Origin of the sequence: Burkholderia sp. AU6039 (assembly GCF_002223365.1) — a bacterium.
Taxonomy (GTDB): domain Bacteria; phylum Pseudomonadota; class Gammaproteobacteria; order Burkholderiales; family Burkholderiaceae; genus Burkholderia.
In genome coordinates this window covers 2,304,666-2,324,806 of sequence record NZ_NKFK01000005.1, presented here as the reverse complement: position 1 = coordinate 2,324,806, position 20,141 = coordinate 2,304,666, and the positions used below count along the sequence as shown (strand labels likewise).

The 20,141-nt window shown below is 67.5% G+C and carries 21 protein-coding genes; 10 read left to right on the top strand and 11 right to left on the bottom strand.

What is annotated here, in order from left to right; translation table 11 throughout:
* Nucleotides 1-112: 112 nt before the first annotated feature.
* The gene (locus CFB39_RS28170; RefSeq protein ID WP_089475291.1) at nucleotides 113-1,459 is read left to right on the top strand and encodes a glutamine synthetase family protein; all 1,347 of its coding nucleotides are present in this window, start codon (nucleotides 113-115) and stop codon (nucleotides 1,457-1,459) included.
* A gap of 24 nt (nucleotides 1,460-1,483) precedes the next feature.
* On the opposite strand, the gene CFB39_RS28165 is transcribed toward CFB39_RS28170, so the two are convergent.
* From CFB39_RS28165 to CFB39_RS28140, 6 genes are all read right to left on the bottom strand, one after another.
* Nucleotides 1,484-2,011 carry a GNAT family N-acetyltransferase gene (locus CFB39_RS28165; RefSeq protein WP_089475290.1) on the bottom strand — a complete coding sequence of 176 codons (528 nt, stop codon included), beginning with the start codon at nucleotides 2,009-2,011 and terminating at the stop codon, nucleotides 1,484-1,486.
* A gap of 50 nt (nucleotides 2,012-2,061) precedes the next feature.
* Nucleotides 2,062-2,640, bottom strand: coding sequence for a hypothetical protein (locus CFB39_RS28160; RefSeq protein WP_089475289.1), 579 nt, complete (start codon nucleotides 2,638-2,640; stop codon nucleotides 2,062-2,064).
* Between the two features lie 105 nt (nucleotides 2,641-2,745).
* Nucleotides 2,746-3,135 carry a lysozyme inhibitor LprI family protein gene (locus CFB39_RS28155; protein ID WP_089441940.1) on the bottom strand — a complete coding sequence of 130 codons (390 nt, stop codon included), beginning with the start codon at nucleotides 3,133-3,135 and terminating at the stop codon, nucleotides 2,746-2,748.
* Nucleotides 3,136-3,189: 54 nt separating this feature from the next.
* Nucleotides 3,190-3,936 carry an N-acetylmuramoyl-L-alanine amidase gene (locus tag CFB39_RS28150; protein WP_089475288.1) on the bottom strand — a complete coding sequence of 249 codons (747 nt, stop codon included), beginning with the start codon at nucleotides 3,934-3,936 and terminating at the stop codon, nucleotides 3,190-3,192.
* A gap of 124 nt (nucleotides 3,937-4,060) precedes the next feature.
* Nucleotides 4,061-5,680, bottom strand: coding sequence for an NAD(P)/FAD-dependent oxidoreductase (locus CFB39_RS28145; RefSeq protein ID WP_089475287.1), 1,620 nt, complete (start codon nucleotides 5,678-5,680; stop codon nucleotides 4,061-4,063).
* A complete protein-coding gene (locus CFB39_RS28140; protein WP_089475286.1) occupies nucleotides 5,680-7,194 on the bottom strand; it encodes a polyamine aminopropyltransferase in 1,515 nt (504 codons plus the stop codon). Before CFB39_RS28140 ends, CFB39_RS28145 begins: the two co-directional genes overlap by 1 nt.
* 121 nt (nucleotides 7,195-7,315) lie before the next feature.
* On the opposite strand from CFB39_RS28140, the gene CFB39_RS28135 reads away from it, so the two are divergent.
* Genes CFB39_RS28135 through CFB39_RS28115 form a run of 6 tightly spaced genes read left to right on the top strand, consistent with a single transcriptional unit; the run spans nucleotide 7,316 to nucleotide 11,248 of the window.
* Nucleotides 7,316-7,702: a DUF350 domain-containing protein gene (locus tag CFB39_RS28135; RefSeq protein WP_011354425.1), complete on the top strand. Its 387-nt coding sequence runs from the start codon at nucleotides 7,316-7,318 to the stop codon at nucleotides 7,700-7,702.
* Between the two features lie 27 nt (nucleotides 7,703-7,729).
* Complete coding sequence (locus CFB39_RS28130) at nucleotides 7,730-8,782, top strand: SPFH domain-containing protein (protein ID WP_089475285.1); 1,053 nt, start codon at nucleotides 7,730-7,732, stop codon at nucleotides 8,780-8,782.
* Between the two features lie 9 nt (nucleotides 8,783-8,791).
* Nucleotides 8,792-10,309: a DUF4178 domain-containing protein gene (locus tag CFB39_RS28125; protein WP_089475284.1), complete on the top strand. Its 1,518-nt coding sequence runs from the start codon at nucleotides 8,792-8,794 to the stop codon at nucleotides 10,307-10,309.
* A complete protein-coding gene (locus CFB39_RS40365) occupies nucleotides 10,306-10,455 on the top strand; it encodes a hypothetical protein (RefSeq protein WP_155291822.1) in 150 nt (49 codons plus the stop codon). The genes CFB39_RS28125 and CFB39_RS40365 overlap by 4 nt, the downstream gene beginning before the upstream one ends.
* A complete protein-coding gene (gene speD, locus CFB39_RS28120) occupies nucleotides 10,452-10,835 on the top strand; it encodes an adenosylmethionine decarboxylase (RefSeq protein ID WP_089433008.1) in 384 nt (127 codons plus the stop codon). The genes CFB39_RS40365 and speD overlap by 4 nt, the downstream gene beginning before the upstream one ends.
* A 26-nt stretch (nucleotides 10,836-10,861) precedes the next feature.
* Nucleotides 10,862-11,248, top strand: a complete 387-nt coding sequence (locus CFB39_RS28115; protein WP_089475283.1) for a hypothetical protein — start codon at nucleotides 10,862-10,864, stop codon at nucleotides 11,246-11,248.
* A gap of 167 nt (nucleotides 11,249-11,415) precedes the next feature.
* Here the strand turns inward: CFB39_RS28115 and CFB39_RS28110 are convergent, their stop codons facing one another.
* The 3 genes from CFB39_RS28110 to CFB39_RS28100 form a co-directional block, all read right to left on the bottom strand.
* Complete coding sequence (locus tag CFB39_RS28110) at nucleotides 11,416-12,204, bottom strand: lysozyme inhibitor LprI family protein (protein WP_089475282.1); 789 nt, start codon at nucleotides 12,202-12,204, stop codon at nucleotides 11,416-11,418.
* A gap of 121 nt (nucleotides 12,205-12,325) precedes the next feature.
* On the bottom strand, nucleotides 12,326-13,213 hold the full coding sequence (locus CFB39_RS28105) for a DUF4261 domain-containing protein (protein WP_089475281.1): 888 nt from the start codon (nucleotides 13,211-13,213) through the stop codon (nucleotides 12,326-12,328).
* Nucleotides 13,214-13,428: 215 nt separating this feature from the next.
* The gene (locus tag CFB39_RS28100; RefSeq protein WP_027789550.1) at nucleotides 13,429-13,881 is read right to left on the bottom strand and encodes a type II toxin-antitoxin system RatA family toxin; all 453 of its coding nucleotides are present in this window, start codon (nucleotides 13,879-13,881) and stop codon (nucleotides 13,429-13,431) included.
* A 191-nt stretch (nucleotides 13,882-14,072) separates the two neighbouring features.
* Here CFB39_RS28100 and CFB39_RS28095 point away from each other — a divergent pair, with 191 nt between their 5' ends.
* Together CFB39_RS28095 and CFB39_RS28090 are read left to right on the top strand one after the other, a co-directional pair.
* On the top strand, nucleotides 14,073-15,113 hold the full coding sequence (locus CFB39_RS28095) for a bifunctional nicotinamide-nucleotide adenylyltransferase/Nudix hydroxylase (protein ID WP_089458618.1): 1,041 nt from the start codon (nucleotides 14,073-14,075) through the stop codon (nucleotides 15,111-15,113).
* A gap of 73 nt (nucleotides 15,114-15,186) precedes the next feature.
* Entirely contained in the window at nucleotides 15,187-16,620 is a 1,434-nt protein-coding gene (locus tag CFB39_RS28090) for a nicotinate phosphoribosyltransferase (protein WP_089475280.1), read from the top strand.
* Between the two features lie 36 nt (nucleotides 16,621-16,656).
* On the opposite strand, the gene CFB39_RS28085 is transcribed toward CFB39_RS28090, so the two are convergent.
* Nucleotides 16,657-17,523 (bottom strand): NmrA family NAD(P)-binding protein, encoded by an 867-nt coding sequence (locus CFB39_RS28085; protein ID WP_089475279.1) that lies wholly within the window; start codon nucleotides 17,521-17,523, stop codon nucleotides 16,657-16,659.
* A gap of 154 nt (nucleotides 17,524-17,677) precedes the next feature.
* Between CFB39_RS28085 and CFB39_RS28080 the strand changes: the two genes are divergently transcribed.
* Entirely contained in the window at nucleotides 17,678-18,586 is a 909-nt protein-coding gene (locus tag CFB39_RS28080) for a LysR family transcriptional regulator (RefSeq protein ID WP_089475278.1), read from the top strand.
* A 19-nt stretch (nucleotides 18,587-18,605) separates the two neighbouring features.
* Here the strand turns inward: CFB39_RS28080 and CFB39_RS28075 are convergent, their stop codons facing one another.
* Complete coding sequence (locus tag CFB39_RS28075; protein ID WP_089475277.1) at nucleotides 18,606-20,063, bottom strand: PLP-dependent aminotransferase family protein; 1,458 nt, start codon at nucleotides 20,061-20,063, stop codon at nucleotides 18,606-18,608.
* Nucleotides 20,064-20,141: the final 78 nt, after the last annotated feature.

Below are 20,141 nucleotides of genomic sequence, written 5' to 3'. Positions count from 1 at the left end.
GTTTGCAGTACTGATTTAAATGCGGCGTTTGTTGTCGAGTGTGCCGCATGAATCCGGTTCGCCGCATCGCCGCATCGCGGCACCGCCATACAAGACATGGAAAGGATGAGACATGGCTGACGTCGTTCCCGCGCTGGTCGCCGAGGTCCGCGCATTCCGGCAGGCGCATCCCGAGATCCGTTATGTCGACCTGATCTGCCTCGACCTGCCCGGGCATTTCTACGGCAAGCGCTACCCGATCGACGCGCTCGAGAGGGTGGCGGCCGGCTCGCTGCTGAAGCTGCCGCAGAACTGCATCCTGCTCGGCACGCAGGGCGGGCTCTACAAGATCGGCGACTACTGTTTCAACGACGGCGATCCGGACGCCGTGCGCCGGCTGATTCCCGGCACGCTGAAGCCGGTGACCTGGGAGAAGCAGCCGCTCGGCCAGATGCTGATCACGACGGACGGCACCGACGCGCCGGTCGAGTTCGAGCCGCGCGAGGTGCTGGCGCGCGTGCTGAAACGGCTCGCGCGGCGCGGCATCCGGCCGGTCGTCGCGTTCGAGCTCGAGTTCTACCTGTTCGCCGCGCAGCTCGAGGAGGGGATGCCGAAGTATCCGCGCGACCGCCTGTCCGATGATCGCGACGATCAGCCGAACATGCATATCGAGCGCCTGTCGCGCTTCTCCGACGTGCTGCACGAAATGGTCGACGTCGCGTGCGTGCAGGGAATCGACGCGACCGTGATCACCGCCGAGCTCGGGCCTGGCCAGTTCGAAATCAATTTCGGCCATTGCGACGACGGGCTGCGCGCGGCCGACTGGTCGGCGATGTTCTGCCGCTGCACGCGTGGCGTCGCGTTGCAGCACGGCTATCGCGCGAGCTTCATGGGCAAGCCGTACCTGCATGCGCCGGGCAGCGGGATGCACGTGCACGTGAGCCTCTACGACGATGCGGGGCGCAACCTGCTCGCGGCGGACGGGCAGCGGCCGCTGCGGCACGCGGTGGCCGGCTGCCTCGCGCTGCTGCCGCATTGCATGCCCGTGTTCGCGCCGAATCACAATGCGTTCCGGCGTTACGGTTCGATGGTGAACGCGGCGAGCCGCGCGAGCTGGGGCTTCGAGGATCGCGATGCGTGCATCCGGATTCCCGAGTCGGATGCGCGCAACCTGCGGATCGAGCACCGGCTCGCGAGTGCGGACGCGAACCCTTACCTCGTGCTCGCGGCGATTCTCACCGGGATGGAGCACGGGCTCGACGCGAAGCTCGAACCGATCGCGCCGCTCAACGAGGATCGCGGCAGCGGGATCGATTTCCCGAAGGAGATGCTGTCGGCTGTCGCCGGGATGCAGGAGCACGCGGCCGTGCGCGAAGGGCTCGGCAGCGAGTTCGTGATGGTGTATTGCGAGAACAAGCGGCAGGAGGAGCTGGATTTCCGCAATGAGATCGGGGCGCGGGAGTATCGGTGGTTTCTGTGACTGTCCGCGAGGCGATGCCGATCGCTAGGGAAGTGCGCGCCAGTAGCGCACTTCTTCAATCGGCGCGCCTTCGATCTCGAACGTCTTGATGTCGTCTTCGGCGACGAAGCCCTCGCGTTCATAGAACGCCCGTGCACGATGGTTTTTCACCAGCACCCAGAGCGACACCCATTCATGGCCCAAATCATGCAGCGCACGGCATGCATGGTCGATGAGTGCCGCGCCGACACCTTGCCCGCAATGCGCTGGATGCAGATAGATCGCTTCGATTTCGCCCCAGGTGCGATCCTTGTCGGTGTCGCGCGTCGGACCGTACGCGATCCAGCCGATCGGCTCGCCGTCCGTGAACGCGAGCGCGACACGCGGCCGTCCGGCGTCGAGCGCATGGCGCCACGAAGCGGTGCGTTTTTCGACCGACAGGCCGGCGAGGAACGCGGACGGCATGATGCCCGGATAGGTGGCCTGCCACGATGCGACGTGGATGGCGGCGATGGCCGGGGCATCGGCGGGCGTGGCAGGGCGGATATCGATGTGCATCGTGTTCGGTGTCATGTGTACGCCGCCTGATCGGTTGCCGTGTGCCGCGCCGTCGCGCGCGGGATTCAATTCGCCGGATCCAGACTGGCGTCGATCGCAAAACGGTAATCGATCTCCACCTGAGATGCATCGCCCGGCACGTCGGTTTTCTTCAGCACGAATTCGAACGCGGGCTCGAACCAGCCGTTGCGCGGCACCTCTCCACCGAGGATCTCGACCTCGTACCAGCCGTTGTCGATTTCAATCACGGGCTGGCCGGGTTCACGGTAACGCGCGAGCAGTGCGTTGACCGTCGTGTCGTTGAAGCGTTCGAGAATCCGCCACGTGTAGAGCATGACCGCACGATGCTCGACGCGCAGCACGTACCCGCCGCGCCGATGCTGCAGGCGGCTTCCCGTCTTCAGCAATTCGGGTGTGTCGTCATCCAGCGTGAAGATGACCGTGTACAGATGGTTCTCGATGCCGGCGAGCGGAACGACGACCCCTTCCAGCACCGCGCGATCGCCGCTGTCGCTCGTGGTGAACGCAGATGCGATGTCGTCGGGCAGTCCGTTCTGTTCCTTGAAGTGCTTCAGCAGCAGGAGATCGCCGACGAGAAAATAGTCGACCAGATCGTTGAGGACTTCAGAGGATTCATGTCGCATCGCGGCTCCTTTCAAGGCTCCTTTCGCGGTGCCGATGCGCAGGGTTCGCAAGGGCGCGAAGCGCCGCGTCGCGAAACGTCTCGCGGCGCGGCACGCGCGACGCCCTTACTCGCCGAGCTTCGACGTCACGCAGCCCGTGCTCGAGCATTCGCGCTCACGCTCACGCAGGAACGACAGCCGCGACTGCGTCATGTCGGTCGCGCACTGGAGATCCACGAGATAGCCGTTGTTGCGCGTCTCGCTGCACTGCGCGTCGCGCTGCTTCAGCCACGCGAGCTGGCCGGCCTTCAGCGTCGCCTGCTGGTCACTGCTCAGTTGCTTGCGCAGGCGGCCGTATTCGTCGTTGAGGTCGCGGTCGGTTTGCGAGAACTGCGTGCTGCTGCAGTACACCTGGTCGAACGCGCTGTGCGGCTTCGCGCAACCGGCAGCGTGTGCGGTGAACGGAACGGCAAGCGCGAGCAGCGCGCAGGATGCGAGCAGGTTCTTCATTTTCATGGTGATGCTCCTGACTGGGTGAAAACCGTTGAGCCCGACGGGCGTGATCGTTGTTTATTTCGGCACGGTACACGCGTCGATGCCGCCGGCGATCGCGGTGGACAGCTTCTGGATCGTCTCGCGTCGTGCAAGCCGCGCTTCCTCGTCCGGATTGACGATCACGCCGGCTTCGACGAGCACCGCCGGAATCGGCGCGGTGCGCAGCACGACGAGATCGTCGAAGCGGTGGATGCCGAGCTGCGGATCGATCAGCGGGCGATTCTCGCCGCGGATCGGCTGCGCGTGATACAGCGACGGCCGCTCGCCGGCTGCCACCAGCCGCTCGGCGATCGCCTTCGCGCAACGCAGGCTTTCCGCATAGTGCGGATTGCGTTCCGACACGAACACCGAGAAGCCGCGGAATTCGCGCTGCCGGCCCGCGTCGATGAACTGCTGCTGCATCGAGTCGTGATGGATCGACACGAACAGGTTCGCGTCGGGCGCCTGCGTCGAGCGCTGGTCGAGCGCGATCTCGCGGCCGTCGGCCGACGTGCGCAGCACGCGGTCGCCATGCGCGGCGAGTTTCTCGGCGACCGCCGCGGACAGGTCGAGGTTGTACAGGTATTCGACGCGGCCGCTCGCACCGGTGGAGCCCGGGCGCGCCGGCGTATGGCCGGTGTCGACGACGATGTAGCGCCCGGAGGCGGGGGCGGAGCCGGCCGCATGCAGCGCCAGCGGCGCGCCGAGCAGCGGGGCGCAGGCGAGCACGCGCGCGGCGGTGCGCACGAACGGGCGAAGGCGTCGGATGGTTCGGTTCGTCATTGTTGTTGTCGAGGAGGGCATACGGCGCGTCGGACGGCGCGGCACCGTCGGCCTGCTCAATGCAGTCGGAATGTCGGGCGATTATAGCGGCTGGCGGCGGCGCCGCAATGACGGAGGACGGCCGTCAGGCCAGCACGCGCCGGGCGGCGAGCACGCCCCAGTACGACGCTTCCTCGAACAGCGACAGCCCGGACAGATCTGCATGCGCGAACACGACGGGGCCGTCGGCGTCGCGCAGCGCGAGCAGCCCCGGCCGGCTCAGGAAGCCGACGTCGGGCGTGGCCATCGCGTGACCACGCACGGTGATCTCGAGCGCCGTCGCATGTTTCCACAGTTCGCGCCCGTAGACGGCCTGCAGGTCGGTCGCCGCCTGTTCGCGCAACGCGTCGGGTCGGGCCTGCGCGAGCCAGCGGCGCGTGTCGTCGGGCGCCTGCGTGCTCAATGCCTGGTACGCGGAGAACACCGAGCGCGTCGGCGGCGACAGGCGAATAATCTGGTGCGTCGACACGACATAGCCGAGCCCCGCGCCGTCGTAGACGACGTTGTCCCACGCGAGCGGCACGCCCGCTTCCTCGGCCGGCATGCCGTCGAGCAGGAAGTTGGACACGAGCCACGGCGCACGCGGCGGCAAGTCGCGCGCGGGATCGAAGCCGTACGCGGCAAGCTGCGGAAACACGCGCGCCGCGACGAACAGCGGCATCGCGCAGACGACGCGCCGCGCTTTCAGCATGAACGTCGACAGCGCGCCGTCGTTGCCGATGCGCGCGCACAGCACGTCGACGCCGCCCGCGCGTTCGGTCGCACGCACCGCGAAGCCGTCGCGCGACCACGTGTTCGAGCCGGTGCGCGCGGTGATCGAATCGGTGAGCTTCGTCACCATCGTGTGTAGTCCGTCTGGCCAGGTCAGCACCGCGCCGTCGCTCGCATCGCCCGCATGGCCGCCGCGCGACGAGAAATAGTGCAGCCCGGCCCATGCCGACACATGCTCGTAGCCTGCGCCATAGTCGTCGCGGCAGCAGTAATTCAGGTACCAGTGCAGCGCCTTCGCGGTGTAGCCCTCGTCGAGCAGCCACTGGCGGAACGAGCGCCGGTCCAGCGCGCGCCAGCGCGGGTCGCGCGACGATTCCGCGATCGGGATGCAGAACACCTTGCGGCCATCGGCGCCGCGTGCGGTGCGCAGCCCGTCCGTGTACGCGAAGAAGCGTGCCTGCTGCGCGAGTTCGTCGGCGCCGACGCCCACCGTCGGCACGATGCCGTCCTGCCATTGCCCGGCGATGAAGAGCCGCTCGTCCGGCGCATGAACGAGCACGCGCTCGTCGTACACCGGGCGCGCGGAGAACGGTGCGGATTCGATTACGCCGAGATCGGCGAGCATGTCGCGCAGGTGCGTGGATTCGAGCGACGGCAGCGGCAGGTAGTGCGCGCCTTTCGGGTAACCGAGATCGCCGAAGCGGCCGCCGGCCGCGTTGCCGCCGAATTCGGGGCCGGCCAGCACCGTGAAGCGCTGGTGCCCCGCGCGCGCGAGCTGCCATGCGCACGACAGCCCGGCCGCGCCCGCACCGAGGATCGCGACGTCGGTCTCGATCGTGCCGGACGGCGGCGGCAGCGTTGCATGGTCGCGCAGCGCATGGCCTTCGCGCATGCCGGGGTAGCCGACATGCGGCGTCGTCTCGATCCAGCCGGTGCGCCCGCAGGCGGCGAGCGACGCGGCCGCCGACGCGACGAGGAACGTGCGGCGGTCCATCAGCGCAGCACGTGTTTCCAGTCGTCGTCGAAGCGGCGCACGAGCGGCTGGTCGTTGAGTTCGTTCGGCGACATCGGCAGCGCCGGCATGTCGGCCGGGAAGTGGAACATCTCGGCGGCGGTCTGCGCGTCGAGCCAGCGCGTGGGCACCGCGTAGTGCGTCGGTACCGTGAAGTCGCGGCGCTTGCCGGCGATCACGAAACCCCAGTCGCCGAACGACGGCACGTAGCAGTGGTACGGCCACGTGTTGAGCCCGGCTTCGTGCAGCGTCGCGATGATGGTCCAGTACGCGTGCGGCGCGAAATACGGCGAGGTCGACTGGATCACCGCGTAGCCGTTCTCCGACAGGTGGCGTGCGAGCAGCCGGAACACCGGCACCGAATACAGCCGGCCGAGCCCGAAGTTGGTCGGGTCGGGAAAGTCGACGACGATCGCGTCGTACACGTCGGCATTCGATTCGAGCCAGCGCACCGCGTCGTCGTTGATCACGTGCACGCGCGGGTCCTTCAGCGCGCCCTGGTTCAGCTTGACGAGCGGGGCGGACGTGGAGAACAGCTTCGTCATCGCGGGATCGAGATCGACGAGCGTGATCTGTTCGAGGTTGTGGTGCTTCAGCAGTTCGCGCACCGCGAGGCCGTCGCCGCCGCCGAGCACGAGCACGCGCTTCGCCCACGGCAGCGCTTCGATCGTCGGATGGATCAGCGCCTCGTGATAGCGGTGCTCGTCGCGCGACGAGAACTGCAGGTTGCCGTTCAGGTACAGCCGCATGTCGTCGTGCCACTGCGTGAGCACGATGCGCTGGTACGGCGTCGTTTCCGAATAGATCGTCTCGTCGCCGTACACGCCGTGTTCGGCCCAGTGCGTGATGCGGTCCGACAGCGCGAAGCCGGCGACGAGCAGCCCGATCACGAGCGATGCGCGCATCAGCTTGCCGCGTACGTTGCGGATCTCGTCGCGGAACAGGTGCGTCGTCCACAGCGCGACGAACGCATTCAGGAGCCCGAACAGGAAGCTGGTGCGCAGCAGGCCGAGACGCGGCGCGAGTACCAGCGGGAAGATCAGCGACACGGCGAGCGAGCCGAGATAGTCGAAGGTGAGCACTTCGCTGACGGTATGGCGGAACGCCTGGCGCCGCTGCTGGAACGCGCGCATCACGAGCGGGATCTCCATCCCGATCAGCAGGCCGAGCGCCAGCACGAGTGCATAGAGCGCCGCGCGGAACGGCGCGGCGAGCCACGCGAACACCGCGAACAGCAGTGCGGCCGACACGCCGCCGAGCAGGCCGACGAGCAGCTCGATGTCGACGAAGCGGTCGAGCACGTCGTCGTCCTCGACGAACTTCGCGAGCCACGAGCCGATCCCCATCGCAAACAGGTAGCTGCCGATCACCGACGAGAACTGCAGGATCGAATCGCCGAGCAGGTAGCTGGACAGCGCGCTGCTGATCAGTTCGTAGCCGAGCCCGCACGATGCGAGCACGAGAATCGACAGGACGAGCGCGCGCCTATGCAGCATGGGGCGTCCGTTGTGCGGCGGTCGGCAATGTGGATATACTGGCGCGGAATTTTGTCTGCTGGCCCTGTGCGGGCCGGCCGGCGACGGGGCGGCGAACCGAGCACAAAATCCGAGGGAAAGAATGAATAGTGCCTATCTCTATGCGGTTCATTTACTGTCGGCGTTCGTGCTGCTTCTTGTGTTCGCGGCAGTGTACCTGAAGGTCACCCCGTTCGACGAACTGGCGCTGATCCGCGACGGCAACGCCGCCGCGACGCTGTCGTTCGGCGGCGCGCTGATCGGCTTCTGCCTGACGCTCGCCTCCAGCATCGCGCACAATTCCACGCTCGGCGAAGTCGTGATCTGGGCGGTCGGCGCGATGGCCGTGCAACTGATTACCTACGCGGCGCTGACGCGCCTGATGCCCGGCATGAATCATGCGATTGAGGATCGCAACGTCGCGATGGGCGGCCTGATGGGCACCGCGTCGCTCGTCGTCGGCATCATCAATGCCGCCTGCCTGACCTGACGCGCCACGCGTTTCGAGGAGACCGACATGAGTCTGGGTTCATTCATCCGCAAGCAGTTCATCGACGTCCTGCAATGGACGGAAGACACCGACGGCGTGCTGGCCTGGCGCTATCCGATGGAAGACCAGGAAATCCAGTACGGCGGCAAGCTGACCGTGCGCGAGACCCAGGTCGCGATCTTCGTGAACGAAGGCAAGGTCGCCGACGTGTTCCAGCCGGGGCTGTACACGCTCGAAACGAACACGCTCCCGGTGCTCACGTACCTGAAGAACTGGGACAAATTCTTTCAGTCGCCTTTCAAGTCGGACGTCTATTTCTTCAGCACGCGGCTGCAGCTCGGCCGGCGCTGGGGCACCGCGCAGCCGGTGACGATCCGCGATCGCGAATTCGGCTTCGTGCAGGTGCGCGCGTTCGGCATCTACTCGTACCGGATCGTCGATGCGGGCGCGTTCCATCGCGAAGTCAGCGGCACGCGCGCGCAGTACACGGTCGACGATCTCGAACAGCAGTTGCGCAACCTGGTCGTCACCGCGATGAGCACGACGTTCGGCTCGGCTGACGTGCCGTTCGTCGACATGGCCGCGAACCAGTCGCTGCTGTCGCAGCGCGTCGCCGAGGCGCTGGTGCCGGTGTTCACGCGCTACGGCCTCGCGCTCGACGCGTTCGCCGTTGAAAGCGTGTCGCTGCCGGCCGAACTGCAGAAGGCGCTCGATCTGCGGATCGGCGCGGGGATGGCCGGCGATCTCGCGCGCGCCACGCAATACCAGACGGCGCAGGCGATTCCGCTCGCCGCGCAGAACCCGGGCGGCATCGCCGGGATCGGCGCGGGGCTTGCCGCGGGGGCGGCGATCGGGCAGGCGATGGCCGGCCAGATGGCGGGCGCCGCGCAACCGGCGCCGGCCGCACCGCCTGCGCCTGCCGCGGCACCGGTGGCCGCCGCACCGGCTGCCGCACCGGCGGAAGGCACCGATTACGTGCAGCGGCTCGAACAGTTGAAGGCGCTGTTCGACAAGGGCCTCGTGACCGAAGACGAATATTCGCGCGCGAAGGCCGAGATCCTCGCGAAGCTCACCCGGTAAGCGTCGCGCATGTTCAGTACCTCGTGCCCCCAGTGCGGCGCGCCGGTCGAGTTTCGCTCGGCGGCGGCGGTGATGGCCGTCTGCGCGTTCTGTCGCAGCACGCTGCTCAAGCGGGGCACCGACGTCGAACGCATCGGCGAACTGGCCACGGTGCTCGACGATGCGTCGCCGATCCAGATCGGTACGGCCGGTCGCTACGGCAAGCGTGCGTTCACGGTGCTCGGGCGCATCCAGATGACCTACGACGCCGGCGCGTGGAGCGAGTGGTACGTCGTGTTCGACGATGGCACGTTCGGCTGGCTGTCGGATGCGTCGGGCCAGTATGCGATCACGGTGCGCGAGCCCGACGATGCGTCCGGCGGCGCATGGCCTGCGTTCGGCACGCTGGAGCCGGGCATGCGGATCGACCATGGCGGCCGCGCGTTTCTCGTGTCGGACGTGCGCACCGCGCGCTGCACGGGCGGCGACGGCGAACTGCCGTTCCGCGTCGATGCCGGCTGGGAGGCACGCGTCGTCGACTTGCGCACCGGCAACGCGTTTGCGACCTACGACTATTCCGATGCCGATGCGAACGGCGGGAGCCCGGCCGTCTATACGGGCGAAGCGCTCGAATTCGATGCGCTCGCCTTCACCGGGCTGCGCGATACCGACCACGATACGCGCGAGAAGCGCGGCGCGGAGATGGTGCCGTTCGCGTGCCCGAGCTGCGGCGCGCCGCTGTCGTATGCGCCGAACGTCGCCGACTACGTGGTGTGCGGCAGTTGCCATGCGGGCGTGCAGTGCACGGCCGAGCAGCAGACCGTGTTCGCGGCGCAGCGCAAGCTCGAAGCGGTGAAGGGGGCGCTGGAGCTCGGCGCGATCGGCACGTTCGACGGCGTGAAGTACACGGTGATCGGGATGATGCGTTGCCGCGTGCCGGACGACGAAGAGACGTGGGACGAATACCTGCTGCTGAACCCGAAGCGCGGGTTCCTGTGGCTCGTGCAGAGCGAAGGGCGCTGGGAACGCGTGCAGGTGCTCGACCAGTGGCCGACGATCGGCAGCGATGCCGACGTGACCGACGGCGACAAGACCTACCGCCTGCGCGAGGAATACGATTCGGAGGTCGTCTACGTGGTCGGTGCGTTCAACTGGCGCGTGCAGGTCGGCGATCGCACGTCGATCATCGACTACGGCTGGCAGAAGGACAAGCTGACGCGCGAGCGCAGCGACGCGGAGATCGTCTGGTCGCGCGCGCGGCCGCTGTCGGCCAGCACGCTTGCCGAACGCTTCGGCACGCCGGCGCTCGCGACGGCCGCGGCTGCGGCGGCAACCGGCGCCACCGCGACGACGGGCCTGTTCGGCCGGAAGGGCCCGCACAGTTTTGCGCCGCTGCCGCTCGTGTTCAGCGCGCTGCTCGTGATCCTGAACATGGGCTCGCTGTTCTCGTTCAGCGGCCGTTCCGTTTACCTGCTGATCGGCCTGCTGGTGCTGTGGCTGCCTGAATGGCTGTGGAAGCGCTTTGCATCGGACGGGGACAACGCGTGATCCGGTACATCCTCTACGGTATCTATGGCCTGATCGTCGTCACGCTGTTCAGCTGCGCATCGATCGGCGGCAGCGGCTCGGGCGGCAGCGGCTGGGGCAGTTCGTCGGCGCGCAGCGGGTACTCGTCGTACGGGTCGCACAAATGACCGCGCGCGACGGGATCACGCCGCCGTGCGCGACGTTCGGCTCGCACGTGCTGGCCGACCTGGCCGGCATCGACGCGGCGCTGCTGCGTGACACCGCCCGGCTCGAGTCGATCCTCACCGAAGCGGCGCAGCAGGCCGGCGCGCGCGTGATCGGCGCGCATTTCCATCATTTCGGCGGCGAACATGGCGTGACGGGCGTCGTGCTGCTCGCCGAATCGCACATCACGATCCACACGTGGCCCGAGCATCGCTTCGCGGCCGTCGACGCGTTCATGTGCGGCGCGGCGCGTGCGGCCGATGCGGTCGATGCGATCGCCGCGGCGCTCGGCACGCAGGCGCAAGTCCGGCAGCAGGTTGCGCGCGGCGGCGCGCCGACGTGAGCGGGCGATTCACTTCCTTTGCCGATATGCGTAACAGAATCCGGTGTGCCGCGTTGCTCGGCTGGACGCTGCTTGCCGCCAACGCGGCCGCTGACGTGCCGCCGAAGCCGCCGGGGCCGGTCGTGATGGTGCACTTCGATTACTACGAGAAGGACAAGGCGCGCCTTCACGCGCTGGAGCAACGGCTGGATCGTGCGGTGAAACAGGCGGGTGCCGGCGAGCTGGGCGAGACCGAATTGCATCGCGATGGCAACGACGGCTATCTGTATTTCTATGGCCCAGGCGCCGACCGCCTGTACGCGATCGCACGCCCGATCCTGAAATCGTCAGGATGGCTGACGGGTACGGAGGTCACGTTGCGCCGCGATGCGGGGGCGGAAACGTTCCCGTTGCGCGGGGGCGGTGCGCGTTAGCGCGGATGCGGGTCGAACAGCGCGGCTGGAGGAGCGGCCGTTGCGGATCGGGCCATGCAGTGCGTTTTTACGCTTGCGGATGTCGGCGACAGGCTGCCGAGGTGTCGTTGCGATGACGCATCGCACGTCGATTCATGCCCGGGTGATTGCACGTCACGACGTTCCCGCTAACGCTCGAACCGGAACGACGACACGCTGTGCATCGTCGCGTCGTCGGTGCCGACGATACCCTGCGTATTCGCGACGGCCGCGCGCTTGCCGTTGCTCAGCACGGCCCAATAGCAGTCGCCGCCGGCCGCGTGGAAGCCGGTTTCCGGATCGCTGATGCCGCACGTGATCGTCGCGCGCATGCCGCTCCAGCCGGCGCCGGAGAAGCGTTCGACTGCTTGCGGTGTGCCGCGACCATACGTCGACATCCATTTGCCGTCGTCCTGCCGCTCGAATCCGGCTTCCTTTTCCGCAACGGGCTCGAGCGCGCCATCGACGATCTCGAACGCGATGAAATAGCTGCTGTTCGTCATGTTGCGGCCGACGATCGCGACGCACCGGTCGCCGCCGATTTCAGGGCAGGGCTTCTTGATCTGGCGGTTCCCGAGGTACTCGAACGAGATGCCGAGCGCCGGATCGCGATAGGTTTTCCAGCCTGCGTGCTTCACCTGCTTCAGCGCTGCCGTACGGTCGCGGTAAGCGGTGGCGATGCAGGCTGCATCGGCGCACGCATCGCGTTGCGCGAGCCATGCGCGTTGCGATCGGACGACGGCCTGCTGGTCGGCTGCGATGTCGATCGCGCCGTAGTAGGCGCTTGCCAATGTGCTGTCGGCCGACACGAGCGCCTTGTCGCTGCAGATCAGGCGCTCGGTGCGCGTCTTTGCGCGCGTGCAGTCGATGCTGTCGGCGTGGGCCGATAGCGAGAGGCCGATGGCGGCCAGCGTGAGACCCAGGCGAATGCCAAACACGGAGTGCTCCTCATCGGGTTGGAATGGCGGCTGTCACGCCGCCGTCACGTGACGCAGCGGCGCACGCGGTTCGTCAGGCCTTGAACCCTTGCGCCGTGCGGCGAGATACGGCGAGGTGAAATCAGCGATTGATCTGATCCGCCGAGATCAACTCGGCCACCAGCACCTGCGCGGGCCCTTGCAGGTAATACTCTTGCTCGAGCGGCTCACGCAGCTTCATGAACGTTTCCGCGCCGATCTGCATCGTTTCGCCGGCGTGCATGCGCGCGCCGCTTTCCAGCAGGTAGTGCATCACGTTGTTGAAGATGCCCGAATAGCGTTCGCCTTCGTGATGGCCTTCCGCGAGCGCGGCGAAATCGGGCAGGCCGAACACGTCGGCGCCATAGGTGCGCATCCACACGCCGTCGACGCCTTCGACTTCGTATTTCACGAAGCCGCAGAAGAACAGGTTCAGCGGGATGTCCCGCAGCACCTCGAGGCTTTCCTCGCCGAGTTCCTTCGCATTGAAGACGCCGGCCGGCAGCGACGTGTGCGCGTGCTCGTTCAGCACCGCGAGGCCGTTCTGTTCGGCGAGCGCGCCGGCGACGGCCGCCAGCGCGACATACTGGTCGAGCGGATTGGCTTCGTGCCCGGCGTAGTAGAGGATCACGTGGCTGCGGCTCGCGCGCACCTGCTGCTTCAGGTCCTGCCCGTAGTGGGCCGGCGCGACACACGCTTCCAGGGCCTCGGACGGATAGGGTGCGTCGAAGCCGACGAGCCGGACGACGTGGTTGCCCCAGCCGGCGAGCCCGAATACCTGTTGCAGCGTCGGCTCGGTCTCGACGCGCGCCTGCTTCATGCTCGGGTGGTACGCGCGTAGCGCGGCCGTCAGCGCAGCGATATCGACCTGCAGCGGGCCGTCGAAGACGACCGTCACGCTCAGCGGGTTCTCGACGTCGGGTGCCGCGACCAGCGCGACGGGGTTTTCGGGTTCTTCCTTGCGGCCAAAGAATCGGGATATCAGGCTCATTGGAGTAGGTTCGTGTCGAAGCCGTTGCAGTGAGAGGTGCCCCGTTCTCTCGGTCGGGGCGCGCCGTCCGGGTGACGGCCGCCCGTAGTTTCCCCGGGTTCGGTGAATCTGGCAAATGCGCGGCGCATGCCGGGACGGCGCGGCGATCGCGCGTTCGGACGTATTCGGGGGGAGGTGGCGCGGACGAGCCGGGCCGTGGGGCCCGCGCTCGCCGGTCAGTGCGGCAGCGCCTCGGCTTCGGCCCAGCGCTTGAACGAATCGAGACGCCGGCGCGTCTGCACGAGGTAGAACGCGCCGATCAGCGGTTCGAGCAGCCAGCGCAGCCAGGCCGGCTGGGCGCGGAAGTGGTACGTGAATTTCACTTCGGTCGTGCCGGGCGTGTGCTCGGTGAAGTTCCAGCTGCCGCTGAAGCGCTCGAGCACTTTCGGCCCGTCGACCATTTCGACGGCGGCGACCTGCGGCGGACGGTACGAGATGTAGCGCGACACCATCGTCGCGCCCGACTGGCTGCGGCAGAACGCGTCGACGCCGACGTCCGCCGTCATGCCGTCGAGCAGGTAGGCGTCGGTGAGGAAGCTGTCCCACACGAGCCGACGCGCGTAATCCTGCGACCACGTGAAGAGGCGTCTGCGATCGACGCCGACGGTGCGGCTGACTGAGATCCTCATGATGGCGGGCGCCCTGGCGCGGATTAGGATGAAATCGAGTGTAACCCGCCAATAACGCGTGTTTCGTCAGACTTCGTCAAGTCGAGGAGGGGCTCGAACGGGCTCGATTGACGCACCTCGGGATTTCCCCTAGGATTCGTTTCAACCCTTCGGGAAAGACCCGAAGCGTTTCAATCTCTTGAGGGAGCCTCATGAGTACGCAACAGAACCGGCGCTTCGACGCGCTCGTTTTCATTGGTCGTTTCCAGCCTCCGCATCGTGGTCACCTGAACGTGCTGAAGTCGGCACTGAGCCGGGCCGAGCGCGTGTGCGTGCTGATCGGATCGACCGACAAGCCCCGCACCATCAAAGATCCGTTCTCGTTCGACGAGCGCCGTCAGATGCTGGCTTCGCTGCTCGACGCGTCCGAGCGCGACCGCGTCACCATCGCGCCGTTGCAGGATTCGACCTACAACGACGGCGACTGGGTCCGCTGGGTGCAGGACGCCGTCGCGTCCGCGCTTGGCGACATCGCGCAGCGCAAGGTCGGCCTGATCGGCCACGAGAAGGACGCCACGTCGTATTACCTGCGGATGTTCCCGCAATGGGAGCTCGTCGACGTCGATGCGACCGAAGACATTTCCGCCACCGAGATCCGCGACCAGTATTTCGCCGAGCGCACCAACAGCTTCGTGCAGTGGGCGGTGCCGGAACCCGTGTTCGGCTGGCTCGAGCGTTTTCGCACGCAGCCGGAATTCGCACAGCTGAAGTCGGAAGCCGAATTCATCGCCGGGTATCGCAAGGCGTGGGCGGCGGCCCCGTATCCCGTCACGTTCGTGACGGTCGACGCGGTGGTCGTGCACTCGGGCCATATCCTGCTCGTGCGCCGCCGCAGCGAGCCGGGCCGCGGCCTGTGGGCGCTGCCGGGCGGGTTCGTGAACCAGGACGAGCGGCTCGACGCGGCCTGTATCCGCGAGCTGCGCGAGGAAACCGGCCTGAAGTTGCCGGAGCCCGTGCTGCGCGGCTCGATCAAGGATCGCCAGGTATTCGATCACCCGACGCGCTCGCTGCGCGGCCGCACGATCACGCATGCGTGCCTGTTCAACTTCCCGACCGGCGAGCTGCCGCGCGTGAAGGGCAGCGACGACGCCGACAAGGCGCGCTGGGTGCCGCTCAACGAGTTCGCGCAGATGCGCAGCGTGATGTTCGAGGATCACTTCGACATCGCGTATCACTTCCTGGGGAAGCTGTGATCCGCTGATTCCCCGCATTCCGTCCGCCGCGACAGACGCGGCGGCACTTCAACGGCCTAGAGGAGCTCTAGCCATGCAAAACGATCTCGGCGGCTTTGCCGCGGTTCTCGCCAATCCGATCCTCAACACGGATTCGTACAAGGCTTCCCACTTCCTGCAATATCCGCCCGACGCGTCGGCGATGTTCTCGTACGTCGAATCGCGCGGCGGCCGCTACGACCGCACGGTGTTCTTCGGCCTGCAGATGCTGCTGAAGGAATATCTGTGCAAGCCGATCACGCACGCGATGATCGACGAGGCGCGCGATTTCTTCACGGTGCACGGCGAGCCGTTCAACGAGGCAGGCTGGCGCTATATCGTCGAACGCTACGACGGCTACCTGCCGGTGAAGATCCGCGCGGTGCCCGAGGGCTCGGTCGTGCCGGTGCACAACGTGCTGATGACGGTCGAATGCGACGACCCGCGGGTGTTCTGGCTCGCGTCGTATCTCGAGACGATGCTGCTGCGCGTGTGGTATCCGGTGACGGTTGCGACGCGAAGCTGGCACCTGCGGCAGACGATCCGCCGCTTCCTCGAGAAGACCGACGACGATCTCGCGCAACTGCCGTTCAAGCTGCACGACTTCGGCGCGCGCGGTGTATCGAGTGCGGAGTCGGCCGCGATCGGCGGTGCCGCACACCTCGTGAACTTCATGGGCTCGGATACGGTGCTCGGCGTGCTGGCCGCGAATCGCTTCTATCGCGAACCGATGGCCGCCTACTCGGTGCCGGCGGCCGAACACAGCACGATCACGTCGTGGGGACGCGAACACGAAGCCGATGCGTACCGGAACATGATTCGCCGCTTTGGTCTGCCCGGTGCAATCGTATCGGTCGTGTCGGACTCCTACGATCTGTTCGCCGCGCTCGATCTGTGGGGCGGCGAGCTTCGGCAGGCCGTGCTCGATTCCGGCGCGACGCTGGTCGTGCGGCCCGATTCGGGCGACCCGGTGGCGATCGTGCTGCAGACCGTGCGCGCGCTCGACGCATCGTTCGGCTCGACCGTGAACGGCAAGGGGCGACGCGTGCTGAATCGCGTGCGCGTGATCCAGGGCGACGGTGTCGACGAACTGTCGATCGACGCGATTCTGTCCGCGCTCGACGACGCGGGTTATGCGGCCGGCAACGTCGTGTTCGGCATGGGCGGCGGGCTGCTGCAGCAGGTGAACCGCGATACGCAGCGCTTTGCGATGAAGTGCTCGGCGATCCGGCGCGGCGGCGTGTGGCACGACGTCTGCAAGGATCCGGTCACCGATCAGGGCAAGCGCTCGAAGAAGGGGCGGCTGACGCTGCTGCGCAGTTTCCGCACCGGTGAATATCGGACGACGACGCTGCCCGCCGCGTGGGACGACCGGATGCTGGAAGGCGAGTGGGAGGACGCGCTGGAGACGGTGTTCGATACCGGGCGCCTGCTCGTCGATACGTCGTTTGCCGAAGTGCGGGCGAGGGCGCACGCGGGGGAGGTGTGAGGCAGGCGGCGGGGCGACCCGCCGCCTCGTTGCCACTCAGGCGGCGCGCGTGACAAGCGTGCGCAGCACGGCGTCTGCGTCGAGGTTCCCCTTCAGGACATCCGCAGGCGCCGACGCAAAGTCGATCCAGCCTTCATTGAAACCGTCGAGCATACGCATGCGCGGTTCGGGGTAGCGCATCTGCTGCCGATCGAACAGGCCGGCCCATGTGTCGCGGGGGACGGCCTCGGCTTGTACGGGGCGCCCGAGCACGCGGGCGAACGCGGCGGCCAGGTCGTTCGGGCTGACGCGCCGCGGTCCTTCGAGTTCGACGATGCGCGCGCCCGTCCATTCGTCCTGCAGCAGGGCCGCCGCCGTGCGGCCGACGTCTTCGGTGGCAACCATCGGCACCGGGCGGTCGAGCGGCTGCAGAAAGCTGTGGATCACGCCGTTGTCGCGCGCGGTCGCGACGTCCCATGCGGCGTTTTCAAGGAACCACGCGGGGCGCAGGAACGCGACGGGCATCGGCAGGTCGCCGAACGCCTGCTCGATCATCGTCAACTGCGTCAACAGGTTTACCTGCGTTGCCTGCGCGCCGATCGTCGACAGGCAGACGACCTTGCGCGGCCGCGCGGTGCGCAACGCCGCGCCGACGGCGTCGATGACCGCGCGCGTTTCGGGAAATCCGGGCGACGGATCGAAGTAGGGCGGCAGCAGCACGAATACGCCGGCCGTGTTCGAGAAGGCCGTCGTCAGCGCGGCGGTGTCGGTCATGTCGGCGAGTGCGACGTCGCAGCCGCGCGCGGCCCACGGCGCGGCGCGATTGGCGTCGCGCGCGACGGCCCGTACGGGCTGGCCCGCGGTGAGCAAGGTGCGGGCAAGTGCGCCGCCGACCTGTCCGGTGATTCCGGTAATGGCGTACATGATTCGAAATCCTCATCGAGAAGTGGAGAAGCGGCATGCCGGAACGACCGGGCTTGCCGTCGCGATGCATCGGGTTGCATGATAGGGAGCGGCGATTCCTGATGGAATCGAATCCATGTCATTTGATTGGTGATCTTTTGTCATGAGTGAAATCATGAGCATCGACGGGCGGATCCTGGCGAACGTGGGCGTGCTCGCCGCGATCGTCGAAAGCGGCAGCTTCGCGCGCGCGGCCGACGCGCTCGGCCTGTCGCCGTCCGGTGTCAGCCGGGCCGTGGGCCGGCTGGAGGCGCGGGTCGGCGTACGGCTGCTCGATCGCACGACGCGCTCGGTCACGCTGACGGACGAGGGGCGTCGCCTGTACGAGGACATCGGCCCGCTGCTCGCCGGCATCGGCGACGCGGTCACGCTGGCCGCCGGTTCGGCCGCGGCGGTGCGCGGCAGGCTGCGCGTGAATGTCGACGCGTATTTTTCGCGGCGGGTGCTGGCGCCGCATCTCCCCGCGTTGCTGGCGCGCCATCCCGATCTGTCGCTTGAACTGGCGGCGCGCGAGCAACTCGGCGATCTGGTCGCCGAAGGATTCGATGTCGCGGTGCGGTTCGGCGAACCGCCTTCGTCGTCGCTGGTGGCGCGCAAGCTGCTGGAGACGCGAGCGGTGACGGTCGCCGCACCTGCGTACGTGAAACGATACGGGCGTCCCGAGGCGCCTGCCGACCTCGTCGGCCATGCGTGCATCCAGATGCGCAACACGCTGACCGGCCAGCCGCTCGAATGGGTCTATCAGCTCGGCCGCAAGCGCGTGCCCGTGAAGACGACGGGCAGGCTGCTCGTCAACGACGCCGGCACGATGCTCGGCGCATGCCTGGCCGGCGTCGGCATCGCACGCTTCAAGGCGAGCGGGGTGGCGGAGCTGATCGAACAGGGGCGGCTCGTCGAGCTGCTTGCGGATTGGCGCGGCGAGGCATTTCCGCTGTTCGCGTACTACCCGTCGCGCCACTTGCCGCCCGCGAAGGTGCGGGCGTTCGTCGATTTCGTCGCGGAGATCGTGGCGGCCGGCAGCTAGCGCGCTCGCCTGCCTGCGGTCATGATTCGCGGGCGAGCACGTGCCTGGTCGTGTCCTCCGCCCGCACCGCCTCCATCGCCCGCGCCAGCGCATCGAACACCGCCGGTCCCTTGCAGCGCGACACGTTGAAGCGCAGGTACGACGTTGCATTGTGCGACGCGCTGAACACATTGCCGGGCGCGAGCACCACGTCGTGGTCCAGCGCATGGCGCGCGACGCGCGCGGCGTCGAGCCCGTCGGGCAACTCCGCCCACACGAACAGGCCGCCGCGCGGCTCCGTCCAGATCCTGAGCCCGGCGCGCGTGACGCGCCGGAGCGTTTCGCCCATCGCGTCCGCGAGGCGCGCACGCAGGCTGTCGACGTGGCGCCGGTACGTGCCATCAACGAGCAACCGGTGGACGACGTTCGCGCCGATCTGCGCATGGCCGAACGACGTCGCGAGCTTCAGGTCGACGAGCGCCTCGATCCATTCCGGGCGCGCGGCGACGTAGCCGCAGCGGATCGCGGCCGACAGCGTCTTCGAGAAGCTGCCGATCGACACGACCCGCGACAGCCCGTCGAAGGCCGCGAGGCGCGGTGCAGGCGTGCTCTCGAAATCCGCGAAGATGTCGTCCTCGACGATCAGCAGGCCATGTTCGGCCGCGAGCGTCAGCAGCCGGTGCGCGACGGGCGCCGCGAGCGTCGCGCCGGTCGGGTTGTGCAGCGCCGAGTTGGTGATGTACAGGCGCGGCCGATGCTCGGCGAGCACTTGCTCGAAGCGCGCGAGATCGGGGCCGTTCGGCGTGTACGGGACGCTGACGATCCGCGCACGGTGCGCGCGCAGCAGCGCCTGGAAGTTGAAGTAGCACGGATCGTCGAGCACGACCGTGTCGCCCGGCTCCAGCAGCAGCCGGCAGACGAGATCGAGCGCGTGCGAGCCGCCGTCGGTCAGCATGATCTGCGCGGGTTCGGCCTGGACGCCGTGCTGCGCGAGTCGCCAGGCGAGCTGCTGGCGCATCGCGGGCAGGCCGAGCGGTGTCGCGTAGTCGGTCAGCGCGTCGGCTTCGTCGCGCGACGCGGCGCGCAGCGCGCGGCGCAGGCTCTCGTCCGGCAGCCACGATGGCGGCAGCCATCCGCAACCGGGCTTCACGGACGTCGGCGCCGCTTCGAGCGACTGGCGCGACAGCCATAGCGGATCGAGCCCGCGATCGAGCTGCGGGCCGAGATCGGCGAGCGCGAGCGGCGGCGCATGCCCCGACACATAGAAGCCCGAGCCGCGCCGCGCGACCAGCACGCCTTCGCTCGCGAGCCGCTCGTACGCATCGACGACGGTCGATTTCGACACGCCCAGCGCGTCCGCCATCATCCGGATCGACGGCACGCGCGCGCCGGGCACCAGCGCGCGGCTCGCGATGCGTGCGCGCAACGTATCCATCACGGTCTCCACCCGCGTGCGCGACGGGGTAGGTGGAACGGGAAGCGGGGCGGCCTGGCTCATGGCAAAGATTGAACTGTACGGCCGGTTGTCCAGTACAGTTTGTCCGAATTGTATTGGGCTGTAGCTTACGCGCTTTTC